This window comes from Streptosporangium sp. NPDC048886 (assembly GCF_055586905.1).
Window position 1 is genome coordinate 7,363 of the sequence record NZ_JBVJHH010000025.1, and the last position, 15,430, is coordinate 22,792.

The following is a 15,430-nucleotide window of genomic DNA, read 5'->3' on the forward strand; positions in this document are numbered from 1 at the left end:
ACGGCCGGTCCCTCGCCACGACGGGGGAGGACGGCACGGTCAGGCTGTGGGACCCCGTCACCGGCCGGCAGCTCGGGCAGCCCCTCACCGGCCACGACGGCCCGGCCGAGGACGTGGCGTTCAGCCCCGACGGCCGGTCCCTCGCCACGACGGGGGAGGACGGCACGGTCAGGCTGTGGGACCCCGTCACCGGCCGGCAGCTCGGGCAGCCCCTCACCGGCCACAGCGGCGCGGTCTACGGGGTGGCGTTCAGTCCCGACGGGCGGACGCTCGCCAGCGCCGGAGTCGACGGTTCCGTCAGGTTGTGGGACCCCGCCACCCGCCGCCGGCTCGGCCGCCCGCTCGGCAACCCCGGTCCGGTGTACGACGTGGCGTTCGGCTCCGACGGCCGCACCCTCGCGACGGGTGGCAACGACAAGGTCGTCCGGCTGTGGGACGCGGTCACCCGCCGCCGGCTCGGCCGGCCGCTCTCCGGGCACACCGAGACGGTGCTGCGGGTGGCGTTCAGTCCCGACGGGAAGACGCTGGCCAGCGCGGGGGACGACGGCACGGTCAGGTTGTGGGATCCGGCCACCCACCGGCAGCTCGGGGAGGCACTCACCGGCCACACCGACAACGTCATCTGGGAGGTGAGGTTCAGCCCCGACGGCCGGTCCCTGGCCAGCGCGGGAGGCGACGGCACGGTCAGGTTGTGGGATCCGGCCACCCACCGGCAGCTCGGGGAGGCACTCACCGGCCACACCGACCAGGCCAGGGCCATGGTGTTCAGCCCCGACGGCGGCACCTTGGCCAGCGCGGGTAACGACGGCATGATCAGGTTGTGGAATCCCGCCGTCCATCGCCGGCTCGGGCGGCCCCTCACCGGTCACACCGGCCCGATCAGGGCGTTGACGTTCAGCCCCGACGGCAGGACCCTCGCCACCGCCGGGGACGACAAGACGGTCAGGTTGTGGGACCCCGTCACCCGTGAGGAGACCGCCGCGCCGCTCACGGGTCACACCGACGCCGTCCTGGGGGTGGCGTTCAGCCCGGACGGCCGTGTGCTCGCCGGCGCCGGAGGAGACGGGACCGTACTGCTCTGGGACGCCGCCACCGGCCGGCGGCTCGGGGCGCCGCTCACCGGGCGCTCCGGCCCGGTGTACGACGTGGCGTTCGGTTCCGGCGGGCGGATCCTGGCAGGCGCCGGCGCCGACGGGACGATCAGGCTGTGGGACGTGCGGACGCGCCGGCCGCTGGGCCGGCCGCTCACCGGGCACACCGACACGATCTGGACGGTGACCTTCAGCCCCGACGGGAAGACCCTCGCCACCGGTGGCCTCGACACCACGATCAGGTTCTGGGACGCCGCCACCGGCCGGCGGCTCGGGGCGCCGCTCACCGGGCACCCGGGTCCGGTGTACGACCTGGCCTTCAGCCCCGACGGCAGGACCCTCGCCGGCGCCGGAGTCGACGGGACGGTCAGGCTGTGGGACGTGCGGACGCGCCGGCAACTGGGCCAACCGCTCACCGGGCACACGGGCACGGTGCTGCGGGTGGCGTTCAGCCGGGACGGACGGCTGCTCGCCAGCACCGGGATCGACGGGACGGTCAGGTTCTGGGACCCCGAGGCGTACCGGCAGATCGGCCGGCCGATGACGGACTCCGGCGGCTCGTCCCTGGGGGTGGCGTTCAGCCCCGACGGCCGTACCCTCGCGACCGCGGGCGAGGACGGCGCCGCGCGGCTGTGGGGGACCGCGACGGTGGCCGACCCGGTGGCGCTGCTCTGCGCGACGGCGGGCCGTACTCTCACCGACGCCGAGTGGAACCTGCACCTGAAGGACGAGCCGCGCCGGCCGATCTGTCCATAGTGCGGTGACCGGAAAGGTTCACCGGGTCTGACCGGTTACGACATGAATGGGAGGAGATGCGCTCCGCCCGCCCCACAGGCGGCGACGTATGCACGTCGGTCACCTTCATCGGTGACGCGCTGACGGCCCCTGTCGCTGTACTTTCCTGCTGTGCCGCAGAGTGCCTGGGCCGGCGGACGGTGCAAGGCGCCGCGGCTTCGATCCGACTTCCGAGCGGACATCGGTCAGTCTGGCACCGGCGAGGACCGGGCGACAGCCGCCAACTGAGACCGAGAGGTGATACCAAGCTTGGGGAACGCCTTGTAGAGGTGATAGCCGACGGTCCGCGGGCTGAGGAAAAGCTGAGCGGCGATGTCGCGGTTGGAGGTGCCGTTGGCCGCCAGCCGTACGATCTGGCGTTCCCTGGGGGTGAGTACGCTGAGCGGGTCGTCGGCCTTGCGCGGCGCCGCCGGCACGTCTCCGGTCGCGCGCAACTCCGCTCGGGCGCGCTCGGCCCACAGCTCCGTGCCGAGCCGGTCGAAGATCTCCAGCGCACCCCGTAACTGCGCGCGGGCGTCCGCTCGCCGCCGTGCCCGTCGCAGCCACTCGCCATAGGCGAGCTGCGTCCTCGCCCGCTCGTACGGCTGATCGCCTGCCTCATGGCAGCGCACGGCATGCACGAAGTGCGCCTCGTCCTTCTCGACGAGGGCACGGCAGCGCAGGGCGATCGCGTCCGACGACGGCTGGCGGACGTGCCGTGCCCACTCCAGGTATCTGGCGAGCGGCTCCTTCGCCCGCTCGGGCCGGCCGCCACGGATGGCGGCCTCGACCTGGTCAGCGGCGGAGAGGACGGTGAGGCCCGTCGACAGGATGCCCTCAAACTGCTGGAGGGCGGCGTCCGGACGGCCCAGGCCGAGTTCGAGCCGGCCGAGCGCCCAGCGCCCGATGGCCGCCGCGAGGACCAGTCCCTGGTCGTCGGCTCTCGCGATGCCCTCCTCGGCGTTGGCGCGACACTGATCCACATCCCCTTGGTGAGCGAGCACCCAGGCGAGAGAGCACATGAGATGACTGACCTGATGCTCGTGCCCCAGTTCCGCCGCCAGCCGCAGCCCTGCGTTGAGGGTCGCCTTGGCCTCGCCGTACCGGCAGAGCCACCCCTGCGCGAGACCATGATCCTGGAATGCGGCGGCGAGCCAACCGATCATTCCGCTTTTCTGGCACTCCGCCACGACCCGTCCGGCGATCTCCTCGTAGCGGGCGGCGCGGCCCAGCGGGAAGCACAGGGAGGCGGTGAAGGTCAGCCCAGGCACTCCCAGCTCGGCAAGCGCATGTCCGTCGACCGCCTCGCCCATGAGCTTGGCCCCACCTCCGATGTCGCCGCTCAGCAGGCGGGTCAGCCCGAGCGCCCCGGAGACCAGCGGCGAGCCGATCTCCGGGAGCGCGCGGAGGCCGGTGGCCGCCTCCTCGGCCAACCCCGCATCGCCGGCGGACCAGGCGCAGCGGACGGCTTCCACCAGCAGCCAGGCGGCCCGCTCGGAGGAACGGGCCAGCACACGAGGAACACCGTCCATGATGATCCGGCCCGCCGCGAGCGGTGTGCCCTGCTCGAATTCGCGATGGGCACGTACCTGGATCAGCGCGCCGATCACGATGGGGTCATCCACGTCAGGCGTGGCGCTGTCAGCGAGCGCGGCCGCACGCCCCATCAGCCCGGCATCGCTTGCCGCCAACGCGGCAGCGGCCAGCCGTCCCGACCGCCGTACCGGATCGGCGGTGAGCTCGGCAGCACGCTCGTAAGCGGCCGCGATCGCGGCGTGGCCACTGCGAGTACGTGCCCGTTCCGCCACCTCCTCCAACTCTCGCGCGACCTCCTCGTCAGGGCCGAGCACGGCGGAGGCCAGGTGCCATGCCCGCCGGTCGGCCGCGTCCACGGCGACGGAGGCGGTCAGGGCGTCGGCAAGGGCTCGATGTACGGCAAGGCGCCGGGTGACCGGCGCGCTCTGGTAGGCGGCGGCCCTGATGAGGGGATGGCGGAAACCGACGGTCGCCCCCCTGATCTCCATCAGGCGGTTCCGCTCGGCTGACTCAAGGCCCTGGAGGGAGGCACCCGCACCCACCACCGTCTCAAGCTCACCGGACCCGTCCGCCGCCGCGATCAGCAGCGCGGTGCGCGCCGCCTCGGGAAGGGCGGCTATCTGGTTTCGGAACATCTCCTGAACCCGGTCGGCGACGGGCATCGCACCCACCGGCGACAATCGCCCGGCGCGCTGTTCGGCGGTGAGCGCGGCGGGCAGTTCGATGAGCGCCAGGGGGTTGCCGTCCGCTTCCTCGATGAGACGTTCTCGCACCTGCGGTGGGAGAACGTCCGGAAGCAGGGCGGCGGCGGCGGCATCGTCCAACCCACCCAGCCGGAGCTCGGGCAGCCCTGCGGCGGGGAAACCCTCTCGAGCGGCGAAGATCATAGCGACGCCTTCAGCGTCGAGGCGGCGGGCGGCGAACAACAGCGCGTCGATGGATGCCTGGTCGAACCACTGTGCGTCATCGATGAGACAGAGCAGCGCGCCATCCCCTGCGACTTCGGAGAGAAGACTCAGCGTGGCCAACCCGACCAGGAACCGGTTTTCCGGTGCGATGTCGCCCAGGCCCAAGGCCCCGCTGAGCGCGGTGGCCTGCGCGTCCGGCAGGGTGCGGATCTGGCCCAGCCCGGTGCGAAGGAGGGAATGAAGCGCGGCGAAGGGCAGCTCGGCCTCTGATTCGATGCCGACGCCGCGCAGCACTCGCATGTCTTCCGCTCGCGCGGCGGCATGGTGCAGGAGCGCCGACTTACCGATGCCCGCCTGGCCCCGAACAACAAGAGTCCCGCTCTGGCCGGCCCTGGCCTCCGCCAGGAGCCGTTCGATGTCCGCTTGTTCCCTGGATCGTCCGTACAGCACGTTCAGGAACCTACCGTCACGATGACTGATTCGGGGTTGTGCAGACCTGCGTAGCTTCGTGATCACACGCACGTCAGCACTGCGAAGGGAACTCCCGAATGGCCACCGTCGCCAGCACCGTCAAGACCGTCGCCGACGCCAAGCTCCTCCGTTTCGCCCTCAAGCAGGATGCGATGGCCTCGGGCGCCAATGGAGTCGTCTACGCCGCCGCTGCGGCGATCTTCGGCGAGTTGTTCGGCCTCCCCGCCGCCTTCCTCTACCCCGTTGGCGCGTTCCTGGTCGCCTGGGCGGCCGCCCTGTTCCTCCTCGCCTCCCGGCCGACGATGAGCAAGGCCGCCGTGGGCATCGTGATGGCTGTCAACGTCGCCTGGGTCGTCGCGAGCGCGGAACTGCTCATCGCCGGTTGGTTCCCGCTGACCAACCTGGGCACCGCACTCGTGATCGTCCAGGACATAGTGGTCGCCGGTTTCACCGGTCTGCAGTTCGCCGGTCTTCGCAAGACCAGGTGAACTCACCGCAGTCCATCGGTGCCCGTCGCTTCACGGTCTGGCGCGCGAGGAGCAAGAGCCGATCGGGCACGCGACGGGCACGGCGCCGAGGTTGCTGGACAGCACCGGAGGCCGTCGCCCTGTACGTTAGGGAAGCCAGCAGATGCGCGCACAGTACGCGGGTGAGCAGTCATGGGCTTCAACCCGGCCGATGAGGTGAGGCGGGCAGCGTGCGGGCGAGGTTGCGAAAGCTGTATGCGGGCGGGCGAGAGTTCGTATGGACGGGCCCGGTCCACCACGTGTCCGGTGAGCGTGACTGTCACAGGTGTATTCGCTTGCGGGTCTGGGGTGCCGGGAAGAACAGCCGTGCACTCCAGGCGGATCTGTCGTCAAAGGCGGTCCTGCCGGGGGGCTGCGCGACTGATTCCACCTATCCGACCCCCAAGGACGTGCGGAGGGTCATCGACTACGCCTTGACACATGGCTGGGATCCCGACCTCGTCGGCGGGGCCTTCTTCCTGAGCGAGAACGAGCACGCTTCCGGGTTCGAACTGGCTGACTTCCTCCCCACCGATCGCCTTCGGGACGATGGGGCACCAGATCCAACCGTGCGAGTGTTCCGGGCCTTCGACGAACGCGGGACCGCTGAGATCGGATCGTTGGTTGAGCCCTTTCTCGCGGCCCAGCTGTTCGCCGCGATGTTCCTTCTCACCGCCTTCTCCGGCCCCGCGCGTGCCGACACCCCTCAGAGCGACGCCGAGCTCGCCGCCGAGTGGCAGGCCGCGTGGGACACCTACAGGTTCTACGACTCCGCGCCCCCTCCCTCTCCGGGCTCGGGGCGGAGCAGGGAGAAGGCCATGATCTCGATCGAGATCGACGCCCCGGTGGAGCATGTGTTCGACAAATATTCGAACATCAACAACCACATCGGCATGCATTCGTTCCTGAAGCGTGTCGTCACCCACGACGACCGGCTTCAGGCCGGCACGCGCTACATCGACTTCACGGCCATCGAGGAGATCCCCTACCAGGGCGCGATCGTCACCAGCAAGACCCACGCGCAACAGCGCATCGACCGCGCCGCCCTCAAGTACGAGACGGACACCTGGTCGCTGCCCGGTGTCGTCACGCACCAGAAGATCGTCTTCGAGGAACTGGACAGCGGGACGGCCAGGGTCACCGAGCAGCTCGTCTTCGACGCAGACACCTCGCTGATCGACTTCGTCGTCACGAACGGCGTCGCCTCCCACCAGGCGACGCAGGCGGCCCTCAAGCAGGCGATCGAGAGCGGCCAGCTCTGATCCGTCACCGGGCGGGACCCGCTCTTCGGCGCGTCCCGTCCGGTCCACCGCTCCTGTCCGCGGCGGGGTGCGGCGACTCAGTCGGCAAGTCGGGCCCGGCTCCGGCCGTCCACCGGACGACCGCTCATGAAACACCCTCCGCCCCCAAGGCGGGCCTGTCGGAGCGTTGCCGATCAGCCGCCGACTGCCCGTCCCGGGGTTGCGAGGGTGTCGAGGTCGCCAGAGTGCTCGCCGTGAGGCTTCCTGACCTTTCCGCCCGTCTTCTTCGCTGGTCGGCTGCATCGAGGACGCCTGATCCACCTCGTGCTCTACAGCAGGGCCCCGACGGCCGAGCCCGCCGCGGCCCGCTCCCGCGTGATGCGGCGGCGCCGGGTCGGCAGCCCGAGCGTCGGGTTGGCGACGCCCCAGGCGGCGCCCTTGCAGACCAGCTCCTTGTAGACGGCGGCGAGCCGTCCGGTCAGGACCGCCTGCACGGCGCGGTCGTCGGCGGTGACGTACTGGATCAAGCCCTCCTTGCGGCCCAGTGAGATGCACTGATTGAAGTAGCGGATCGGCACAGTCGAGAGCTTCCCGCCGGTCAGGCGCGCCGCGATCGCGTCGGCGGCCTGCCACGCGGTCGGAGTCCCCGAGGCGCACGACATCCGCAGCGGCTTGTCCCCAGGGCCCATCACCATGGCCGCGTCGCCGACGGCGTACACGTCCGGGTGCGAGACCGAGCGCATGGTCCCGTCGACCACGATCTGGCCGGTGCCGGTGACCTCCAGGGCGGTCGCCTCCGCGATCGGATGGACCGCGAAGCCGGTGGTCCACACGGTGACCGCGGCCGGGATGGCCTTGCCGTCGGCGGTGGCGACGCGCTCGGCTTCGACGCCGGTGACGGCGGTGTGCTCGTGCACGGTGATCCCGAGCTCGCCGAAGACCTTCCGCAGGTGCTCGCGGCCCTTGGGCGAGAGCCAGTCCCCAAGGTCGCCGCGGGCGGCGAGGGCGACGTCGAGGTCCGGGCGGGCCTCGGCGATCTCGGTCGCGGCCTCCAGGCCGGTGAGGCCGCCGCCGACGACGACCACACTCTGCCCGGCGTCGAGGCGGGCCAGACGCTCGCGCAGCCGGAGTGCTCCGGGGCGGCCGGCGACCTCATAGGCGTGCTCGGCGGTCCCGGGGACACCTTGAGCGTCCCAGCCGCTGCCCAGGGCGTAGACGAGCGTGTCGTAGCCGAGTTCTTCGGTGCCGTTCGCGCCGACGACCGCGACGCTCTTGCGGTCCACGTCGACGCCGGTGACCTCCGCGAGCCTGAATTCGACGCCGGTGCCCGCGAACATCTCGCGCAACGGCCGCAGCTTGAGGTCCTGACCGGCCGCCAGCTGATGCATGCGGACGCGTTCGACGAAGTCGGGCTCGGCGTTGACGAGGGTGATGGCGACGTCCTCGCGGCGGAGCCGCTTGGCCAGGCGGCCGGCGGCGATGGCTCCGGTGTATCCGGCCCCCAGGACGATGATGCGGTGCTGCATTTCCTTGCTCCTGTCTTGCGCGGGTTTGCCTCTTGAACCGGGTGGCCCGTCGTTTCCTGACAGGAACGCGATGTGAAGCACCTCACATAGCGATCAGAAGGCGTCGAACAGGGGCTCCCCGTGGTCGGCGGCCGCCCAGTGCGCGGTCGCGCGGTCGAGCTTGTCGGGGTTGACCTGGTTGCGGAACGCGGCGATGCCCTCGGCGGTGACCTCCAGGCACATGACGCCGACGACCCGGCCGTCCACGACGGCCACGACGGCGGGGTCGCCGTTGGCGGTCCAGGCGTAGACCTTGAGCGCGCCGCCGACGATGGCGCGCTTGGCCGTGCTGGGTTTGAACAGGCCCCGCAGGAACTTCGCGACCGCGACGACGCCCTCGAACGCCTTGGCGCGGGCCGGGACCTTCCCTCCGCCGTCTCCGATCGAGATGGCGTCCTCGGTGAGCAGGCGCACGAGCGGTTCGGTCTGGCCGCTGGTGGCGGCTGCCAGGAACTCCTCGACGATCCGCCGGGCGGCGGCCTCGTCGATCTCGGTCCGGGCCCTGCCGTCCGCGACGTGTTTCTTGGCGCGGTGGAAGACCTGCTGGCTGGCGGCCTCGGTGATGTCGAGGATCTCGGCGATCTCCCGGTGCGGGTAGCCGAAGGCCTCCCGCAGCACGTACACCGCCCGCTCGTTGGGGGACAGGCGCTCCATGAGGGTGAGGACCGCGTAGGAGACCGATTCGCGCTGCTCGGCGGTTTCGGCCGGGCCGAGCATCGGGTCCCCGGCGAGCAGCGGCTCGGGAAGCCATTGGCCCACGTAGGTCTCGCGGCGCGCCCGCGCTGAGGTGAGCTGGTTGAGGCACAGGTTGGTGAGGACCTTCGTCAGCCAGGCCTCAAGGACCTCGATGCGGTCGACGTCGGCGGCCTGCCAGCGCAGGAACGTCTCCTGCACGGCGTCCTCGGCCTCCCCGGCGGAGCCGAGAAGGCGGTAGGCGATGGCCTCCAGGCGCGGCCTGACGGCTTCGAACCGGTCGACGTCGTTCGCGGTCAAGGGCATGGCCCGATCCTAGATCGCGCGACGCGGGTGCCGCGAGGCGATGCCGCGGGCCGGGACGCCGGTCATGGTGTCGCCGGAGCGTTCCTGCCGGCTGGTACGCCCGCTGGTACGCCATGTCCCCCCGGCAGCAGGCCATTTTCTCAGATGAACGATCAGGCCGGCTCACATTCCCGGCGGAAACCAGGCCTGAAGGTTCTGGGGGTCGATCGGCACCGAGACATGTTCATGCGTGATCAACCACTTGTCGTTCGACCGTCGGCAACAGACCGTCGACCGCACCCATATCGCGCTCTGGAGTCCGTTCTTCCGCGTTCCGCTGTCCAGGTGAAGCATGTGCGCAAGCGCGAAATCTGCACTCGCCGCAATGGCAAGGTCATGCGTTTCCAGGCCGATGGGGCCGTCGTATTCATCGAACCACCGCACGAAGTTGCCGCGGACTTCATCGGATCCCGCGAACTGGAGAGGCGGAACGACATCGTAATAAACGATGTCGGAAGAATAATGTGACATGAGTCGATCGATATCCTTTGCCTGGCAGGCCTCGACTCGACTGTCCAAGAGCGCCCTGACCTCGGAATCGTTCGAAGTCATCGCATCCTCCGTTCAAGAATCCGACCGCGACCAGCTCACCTGGCGGCGGCCCCTGTGGTCTCAGTAGTCCGACGACGCAGCCCACTGAAGTGTGAGGTGCCACAAGCTGACGGATCTGCCGTATCAGCCCCGCCGGGGTTGTCCTGGGCCAGTCGCTCCAGCGCGTACAGCCCGCCCGGCCGCACCGCGGCCTTGTCGCTGCCGAGCTGCTCGACGGCCTCCTGACATCCCGCTTACAGCGGGAGCCGGTCACGATGTAGAGGGCTCCCGGCCCTGGTTACGCGGCAGGCGCTGTCCGGTGATGTGTGATCGCGGCGGACTCGGGGCGGTTCACGTACGGCTCACATGGGGGAGCTACGTTCTACCGCATGGGTCTTGGCATATCTGTGGGAATCGAGTCGTGGGCGAGCGACGGAGAAGGCATCACGCACTACCGCGTCCAGATGGACAGGCTGAGCGCGGCCCTGATGCGGGAAGGGGTGACATGGCGTCAGCCGGAGGAACCGGTCTGGCGCGGGCCGGAGAGCACACCGCCGTTCATGCGCAGCCATGCGGCTTCGTTCCCCTACGGGTACCTGCACTATCTGCGCAGAGTTTTCGCCCTCATCAGAAGAGAGGAGCCGGTGACGCCGGTCTCCGGCCAGGAAGAACTCTCCCGAGACGACTACAAGGTCGAAGACGAGACCTTCAAGCTCTCCTCACACCTGCTCTGCCACTCCGACTGCGAGGGCTACTACGTTCCGGTCGACTTCTACGACCCGCTCTTCCTGTCCGATGAAACGGGGATCATCGGAGGCGGAACGGTCGGGTCAAGTAACCGTCTTCTGGCGGAGTTGCGCGAGTGCGCTCCGATGATCGGCGTCCAGATCGAGGAGGACGGGTCCCTGTCGGATGCCGAAGCCTCCCGGGTGTTCGCGCTGCCGGAGAGCGCACCGTTCGAGACCGAATCTGTGGTGTGGCTCGCCCTGCATGAGGCGTGCCGGGCCAGCATCGCGACCGGCTGCGCGGTCATTTTCCACTAGATGATCGATTCCAAGGGTTGGCAGGGAAATGAGTCGCCCCGGCGTGCAGAAGACCGTACCGTCGCGCGCATGAAGCTGCTCTCCGTCAATGTCGGCAAGCCCCGACCCAACCCGTGGAAGGGCCTCAGCGCGACAGGCATCGACAAGCGGCCTGTTGACGGCCCGGTTGCCGTCATCGCGCCCGGCCCCAAGGGCACCGGCGAGGTCGGTCTCGTAGGCGACCGCGTCTACGACGTGAAGCACCACGGCGGTTCCGACCAGGCCGTCTACGCCTATGCCCGCGAGGATCTCGACGGTTGGGAGGCCGAGCTGGGCAGGCCGCTTGCCAACGGCGTGTTCGGGGAGAACCTCACGACCCTCGGCCTCGACGTCAACGGCGCCCTGATCGGTGAACGTTGGCGCATCGGGCCAGACGTGGTCCTGGAGGTGTCGTGCGCGCGGATCCCATGCGCGACGTTTCAGGGCCGGCTGGAGCGAGAGGGCTGGATCAAACGGTTTACCCAGGCCGCGGTACCGGGCGCCTATCTGCGCGTGATCGAGCCGGGAGACATCCGGGCCTCCGACCCCATCGAGATCGCGCACCGGCCCGACCACGACGTGACCGTCGCGCTCGTCTTCCGCGCGATGACACTCGAACCGGACCTGCTGCCGCGACTGCTGGTCGCTGACGCGCTGAACGAGGAGGCCAGGGAACGGGCCCGCAGACGCACGACCACATAGGTGATCGATTTCAGGACATCGTCTGCGCGGATGCGACGAGGGAGGCCAACGTCGGCGGGTGAAGACAGAGCCGGACTCCCTCGCGACCGCACTTCACGTCCAGACCGACGATCTACTGAAGGATTCACCACAGCTCGCCCCCTGGCGGCCGGCCGTGGGCATCGCGCCGCGGCTCGGCGATGCCGAACTGGTCACCTCGGCGATGATGCAGGCAATCCTCGGGTTCACCTCCGAGGCCCGGTGGCTGCTGCGGGCCGTCGGCATGGTTCGCCAGGAAGGGTCTCTGAGGGCCGCACTTACATCCTCAAATATGGCGATATGTCCTCTTTAGATAGACTTCGCGGCTTGTGGAGATCTACCTGACCCAGGCGAAAATCGCCCTGCTTCTCGCCCCGCTGGCCATCGCGCTGCTGTTGCTGCCCTTCGTGTCCCGCCAATACAGCCGTTTCGGGCAAATCGGTCGATGGTCGGGGTTCGTCACGGCGGTGCTCGTCCTGTACGCCTGCGGCGTGGTGGCCTTCACCCTCTTTCCACTCCCTGAGGTGACGCCGGACTTCTGCGCGATCCGGCGGAGCCTCGCGACGCCACGCTGGCAGCCGCTGTCGAGCGTCCAGGACGTGATCAGAGAGAACGCAGGACGGGGCCTGCCCGCAGCGCTGTACAGCAGGTCGGTGCTGCAGATCGTGTTCAACGTCGCCCTGTTCGTGCCGCTCGGCTTCTTCTTGCGCTACCGGCAGGGGCTCGGCGTGGCGCGCACCTTGATGATCTCCCTCGCCGGTTCGCTGACGATCGAGTTGACCCAGCTCACCGGCCTGTGGGGCCTCTACCCCTGCGCGTATCGGCTGTTCGACCTGGACGACCTGATCATCAATACGGCCGGCGCCGGACTCGGCTGGACACTGGCGGGCCCGGCCACGCGGCTGCTGCCGGGGCCATGGCCGGCGCCCCGCCAGGACCTCGCCTCGCCCACCGCCGGCCGGCTGGCGCTCGCCATGCTGCTCGATGGCGTGGTGTGGTTCTTCGCCTCGCCGGTGTTCGGGTTGCTTTCCGTCCAGGGCTACCGGCTCGTCACGGGTGGCCCGATGCCCGACGATGCCCTCCTGAGGGACATCCTGCCCGGCTTGTCGTACGCGATGACCGGGCTGGCCATCTTCGTACTCTTCCCGGCGGTGCGCAGGGACGGCGCCACACCGGGCCGCGCGGCCGTACACGTCGCAATCTGCCACGCGGCGACCGGGCGGCCCGCGCCTGTGCTCGGGCGGCTGACCCGCTCGGCCGCGCCGTACCTCGCCCTCGTCGGGGGCGCGGCCGTCGGCAGCTTCGTGCCCGTCCTCGTCCTCCTCCCCGTCCTGGAACTGGAACGGCGCGGCGTCATGGCGCGCTGGACCCGGACGCGGCTCATCACCCGGGCCGCCGCCCGCCCGGATGCCCGCCGAGCGGGAGTCGCCGAGGAGTCCGTCGCTCACACTCCATAAGGGGTCCGGCCCACATAAGGTCAAACCCACATTCAGTGGATCATGAACGGGTGTTGCCTCCGGTGAGGGGCAGTCGGGGATGTCGAGAGCGCTCCGGGACGCATGTGCCTGACAAGGCTGTTGTCACGTACATATCCGCGCCCTGACCCTGGTCCTGTTACCGCAGGTCGGAGACAGGTTCGTTGGTTTTCCGCCATCGCTACCAGGACCCCGTCATGCCCTACACGGTGGATCGCGGGCGCGGCCGTCGTCTGGCTTCCCTGAGCTGGTCAGCCCGATCAGACAGCCGGCTGCGCGAGGACGCCGCCGCCCCTGTTTCGGGCTGAGCGCCCAGCCCTCTCATCCACCATGTGACCCAGGCCGCGAGCCTGTGGCGGCGATGCACCGATGCGGTGGCCCGCTGCTCACCTACGCCGCGACGTCGGCCATGGCCGCCGCTCGGCTCGCGGGGCACTACGAGACTCAGCACGCCCGACCCGTGTCCGAACTGCTGCAAGATCCGCTGCTGTCTGATCTGATCGTGGGCCGTCATGCACGCCCGGTATGACGCCGAGCAGGCCGCCGCCGCGGCCCGGATGCAGGAGGCCGCATCGGGCCGGCTGATCAGGTGGCGGCCGTTGCGGCGCTGCTTCACCGCGTTCGAGTCCCGCGATCCGCGATCCGCGCACGATGCGAATCGTTGAGGCGCGCACGGTCAACGACCTGTGCGGCCTGATGCAACAGGTCGGAATTGGGGTGCCGTTAAGAAACGTGTCACCGGCCGCGAACCACAACCTCTCTGCGGGTCAGGAGGGTATGCCCGCATAGAGGCATCGACCCGTCGGGCCCGTCGCAGTTCCTTGATGCAAGCCGCTGACCTGCCTCTTCTCTCTCATTTGCGGTCGGTGACACGTTTCTTAGCGGCATTCCGTCACGGTTCAGGTGGCTCGCGCACCTCGGCGAGCAGCTGTGAGACGGTGACGCGACGCGTTCTCAGCATGCGCCGGTGGCGGACGTGTCCGGTCCCGTGTCGCCGAGGGAGACGAGCAGGCGGCGCAGGAGCACGGTGATCTGGTCGCGGTCGGCGGAGCTCAGGCCGTCCAGGAGCCGCCGCTCGTTGGCGACGTGATGCTCGACGAGCCTGTTGACCAGGCTCAGCCCTTGATCGGTGAGGGAGATCAGGACGCGGCGCCGGTGGGCCGGATCGACGGCGCGGTCGACCAGGCCCTTTTCCTCGAGCCGGTCGATGCGGTTGGTCAGGGCGGCCGAGCTGACCATCGCCGCCGTGCTGAGTTCGCCGGCGCTGAGGACGTGGGGCGGCCCGGAGCGCAGCAGGGTGGCCAGCACATCGAACTCCCAGGGCTCGATGCCGGACACGGAGAAGTGGTCCCGGATGGCGCGTTCGAGGAGGCGGGAGACCCGGGACAGGCGACCGATGATCTCCATCGGTGAGCAGTCCAGATCGGGGCGCGCCCTCTGCCACTGGCTGATGATCACGTCCACTCCGTCGCGGGGTCCGTCGGTCGTCATGGTGAGTCCTGTCCTGAGCTGCCTTGAGCGTGGGCTTTGTGCAGAGGTTAACACTTAGACATCGAAGAGTTTGACTTTTGCGAAGGCCGTAGTTTAAGTTTTCGACATCGAAATTTTCGAGGGGAGACTTTGATGAAGATCTTGCTTATCGGTGCCGGCGGTTACCTCGGCTCGGCGGTTGCGGACCACCTGGACGAGGCCGGACACCAGGTCGTCGAACTGACCCGCGCCACCGACGACCGCCCGGAGAACGGGCGTGAACAGCGTGTCGGCGACCTGACCGATCCGCGTTCGCTCACTCGGGCGGTGACCCCCGACATAGACGCTGTGATCAACATGGCGACGCCCACCGGAGACGCCGAGACTGACGCCGCTGCGATCGCCGCGCTGACGGATCCGCTGCGCGGCACCGGGCGGGCTTTCGTCTACACCAGCGGCGTCTGGGTGCTGGGAGCCACCGGGCCCGGCCCCGTTGACGAGAACACCCCTGCCAACCCCATCCCGATCGTGGGATACCGGCCGACGATCGAGCGTCAAGTGCTCGACACCGCCGAGAGCGGTGTGCGCGCCATGGTGATCCGCCCGGGCATCGTGCACGGCCGGGGTGGCGGCATTCCCGCTCTCCTGGTGAACCTGGCCCGCGAACACGCGGCGCCGAGGTTCGTCGGGGAAGAGGCGGTGCGCTGGCCCATGGTGCACGTCGACGACCTCGCCGATCTGTTCGTCGTCGCAGTGGAGCGGGCGCCCGCCGGGTCGCTCTGGCACGGTGTGACCGAGACCTCGGTCGCCGTCCACGACCTCGCTTCCGCGGCCGGACGCGTCGCCGGTGTCGAGGCGGAACCGCAGGGCTGGCCGCTCGACCAGGCGCGTGAGGCGCTCGGCGCCCTGTTCGCCGACGCCCTCGCCCTCGACCAGAGCGTCAGCGGCGACGCCGCACGCGACAAGCTCGGCTGGCGTCCACAGCGTGACGGCGCGATCGCCGACCTCGTCGAAGGCTCCTACCGGTAGGACGACGGCAGCAC

The 15,430-nt window shown here is 69.4% G+C and carries 11 protein-coding genes and 2 pseudogenes; 8 read left to right on the forward strand and 5 right to left on the reverse strand.

Translation table 11 applies throughout. From position 1 onward, the window contains the following. Positions 1 to 1,847, forward strand: a pseudogene (locus ACZ6R6_RS28635) (hypothetical protein); the annotation flags it as partial. A 224-nt stretch (positions 1,848 to 2,071) separates the two neighbouring features. On the opposite strand, the gene ACZ6R6_RS28640 reads toward ACZ6R6_RS28635, so the two are convergent. Beyond that, the gene (locus tag ACZ6R6_RS28640; RefSeq protein ID WP_470098413.1) at positions 2,072 to 4,759 is read right to left on the reverse strand and encodes an ATP-binding protein; all 2,688 of its coding nucleotides are present in this window, start codon (positions 4,757 to 4,759) and stop codon (positions 2,072 to 2,074) included. 98 nt (positions 4,760 to 4,857) lie between these two features. Between ACZ6R6_RS28640 and ACZ6R6_RS28645 the strand changes: the two genes are divergently transcribed. Further along, entirely contained in the window at positions 4,858 to 5,268 is a 411-nt protein-coding gene (locus tag ACZ6R6_RS28645) for a hypothetical protein (protein ID WP_470098415.1), read from the forward strand. 638 nt (positions 5,269 to 5,906) lie between these two features. Further along, positions 5,907 to 6,548, forward strand: a complete 642-nt coding sequence (locus ACZ6R6_RS28650; RefSeq protein WP_470098417.1) for a hypothetical protein — start codon at positions 5,907 to 5,909, stop codon at positions 6,546 to 6,548. Between the two features lie 308 nt (positions 6,549 to 6,856). Here ACZ6R6_RS28650 and ACZ6R6_RS28655 read toward each other — a convergent pair whose 3' ends face one another. From ACZ6R6_RS28655 to ACZ6R6_RS28665, 3 genes are all read right to left on the reverse strand, one after another. Then, positions 6,857 to 8,053, reverse strand: coding sequence for an NAD(P)/FAD-dependent oxidoreductase (locus tag ACZ6R6_RS28655; RefSeq protein ID WP_470098419.1), 1,197 nt, complete (start codon positions 8,051 to 8,053; stop codon positions 6,857 to 6,859). A 93-nt stretch (positions 8,054 to 8,146) separates the two neighbouring features. Further along, entirely contained in the window at positions 8,147 to 9,091 is a 945-nt protein-coding gene (locus tag ACZ6R6_RS28660) for an RNA polymerase sigma-70 factor (protein ID WP_470098421.1), read from the reverse strand. A gap of 162 nt (positions 9,092 to 9,253) precedes the next feature. Further along, positions 9,254 to 9,682 carry a YybH family protein gene (locus tag ACZ6R6_RS28665; protein ID WP_470098423.1) on the reverse strand — a complete coding sequence of 143 codons (429 nt, stop codon included), beginning with the start codon at positions 9,680 to 9,682 and terminating at the stop codon, positions 9,254 to 9,256. 368 nt (positions 9,683 to 10,050) lie between these two features. Here ACZ6R6_RS28665 and ACZ6R6_RS28670 point away from each other — a divergent pair, with 368 nt between their 5' ends. From ACZ6R6_RS28670 to ACZ6R6_RS28685, 4 genes and pseudogenes are all read left to right on the forward strand, one after another. Further along, complete coding sequence (locus tag ACZ6R6_RS28670; RefSeq protein ID WP_470098425.1) at positions 10,051 to 10,704, forward strand: hypothetical protein; 654 nt, start codon at positions 10,051 to 10,053, stop codon at positions 10,702 to 10,704. Positions 10,705 to 10,773: 69 nt separating this feature from the next. Beyond that, positions 10,774 to 11,424, forward strand: a complete 651-nt coding sequence (locus ACZ6R6_RS28675; protein ID WP_470098427.1) for an MOSC domain-containing protein — start codon at positions 10,774 to 10,776, stop codon at positions 11,422 to 11,424. Positions 11,425 to 11,482: 58 nt separating this feature from the next. Beyond that, positions 11,483 to 11,680, forward strand: a pseudogene (locus ACZ6R6_RS28680) (IS982 family transposase); the annotation flags it as partial. 91 nt (positions 11,681 to 11,771) lie between these two features. Then, positions 11,772 to 12,899, forward strand: a complete 1,128-nt coding sequence (locus ACZ6R6_RS28685; protein WP_470098429.1) for a VanZ family protein — start codon at positions 11,772 to 11,774, stop codon at positions 12,897 to 12,899. Positions 12,900 to 13,871: 972 nt separating this feature from the next. On the opposite strand, the gene ACZ6R6_RS28690 is transcribed toward ACZ6R6_RS28685, so the two are convergent. Continuing rightward, a complete protein-coding gene (locus ACZ6R6_RS28690) occupies positions 13,872 to 14,408 on the reverse strand; it encodes a MarR family winged helix-turn-helix transcriptional regulator (protein WP_470098431.1) in 537 nt (178 codons plus the stop codon). 132 nt (positions 14,409 to 14,540) lie between these two features. Between ACZ6R6_RS28690 and ACZ6R6_RS28695 the strand changes: the two genes are divergently transcribed. After that, positions 14,541 to 15,416, forward strand: coding sequence for an NAD-dependent epimerase/dehydratase family protein (locus ACZ6R6_RS28695; protein WP_470098433.1), 876 nt, complete (start codon positions 14,541 to 14,543; stop codon positions 15,414 to 15,416). Positions 15,417 to 15,430: the final 14 nt, after the last annotated feature.

What these genes read in the sequence shown, in the direction of transcription:
- ACZ6R6_RS28645 (WP_470098415.1), top strand. Translation starts at nt 4,858, where the DNA reads ATGGCCACCGTCGCCAGCACCGTCAAGACCGTCGCCGACGCCAAGCTC.
- ACZ6R6_RS28655 (WP_470098419.1), bottom strand. Translation starts at nt 8,053, where the DNA reads ATGCAGCACCGCATCATCGTCCTGGGGGCCGGATACACCGGAGCCATC.
- ACZ6R6_RS28660 (WP_470098421.1), bottom strand. Translation starts at nt 9,091, where the DNA reads ATGCCCTTGACCGCGAACGACGTCGACCGGTTCGAAGCCGTCAGGCCG.
- ACZ6R6_RS28665 (WP_470098423.1), bottom strand. Translation starts at nt 9,682, where the DNA reads ATGACTTCGAACGATTCCGAGGTCAGGGCGCTCTTGGACAGTCGAGTC.
- ACZ6R6_RS28670 (WP_470098425.1), top strand. Translation starts at nt 10,051, where the DNA reads ATGGGTCTTGGCATATCTGTGGGAATCGAGTCGTGGGCGAGCGACGGA.
- ACZ6R6_RS28675 (WP_470098427.1), top strand. Translation starts at nt 10,774, where the DNA reads ATGAAGCTGCTCTCCGTCAATGTCGGCAAGCCCCGACCCAACCCGTGG.
- ACZ6R6_RS28690 (WP_470098431.1), bottom strand. Translation starts at nt 14,408, where the DNA reads ATGACGACCGACGGACCCCGCGACGGAGTGGACGTGATCATCAGCCAG.
- ACZ6R6_RS28695 (WP_470098433.1), top strand. Translation starts at nt 14,541, where the DNA reads ATGAAGATCTTGCTTATCGGTGCCGGCGGTTACCTCGGCTCGGCGGTT.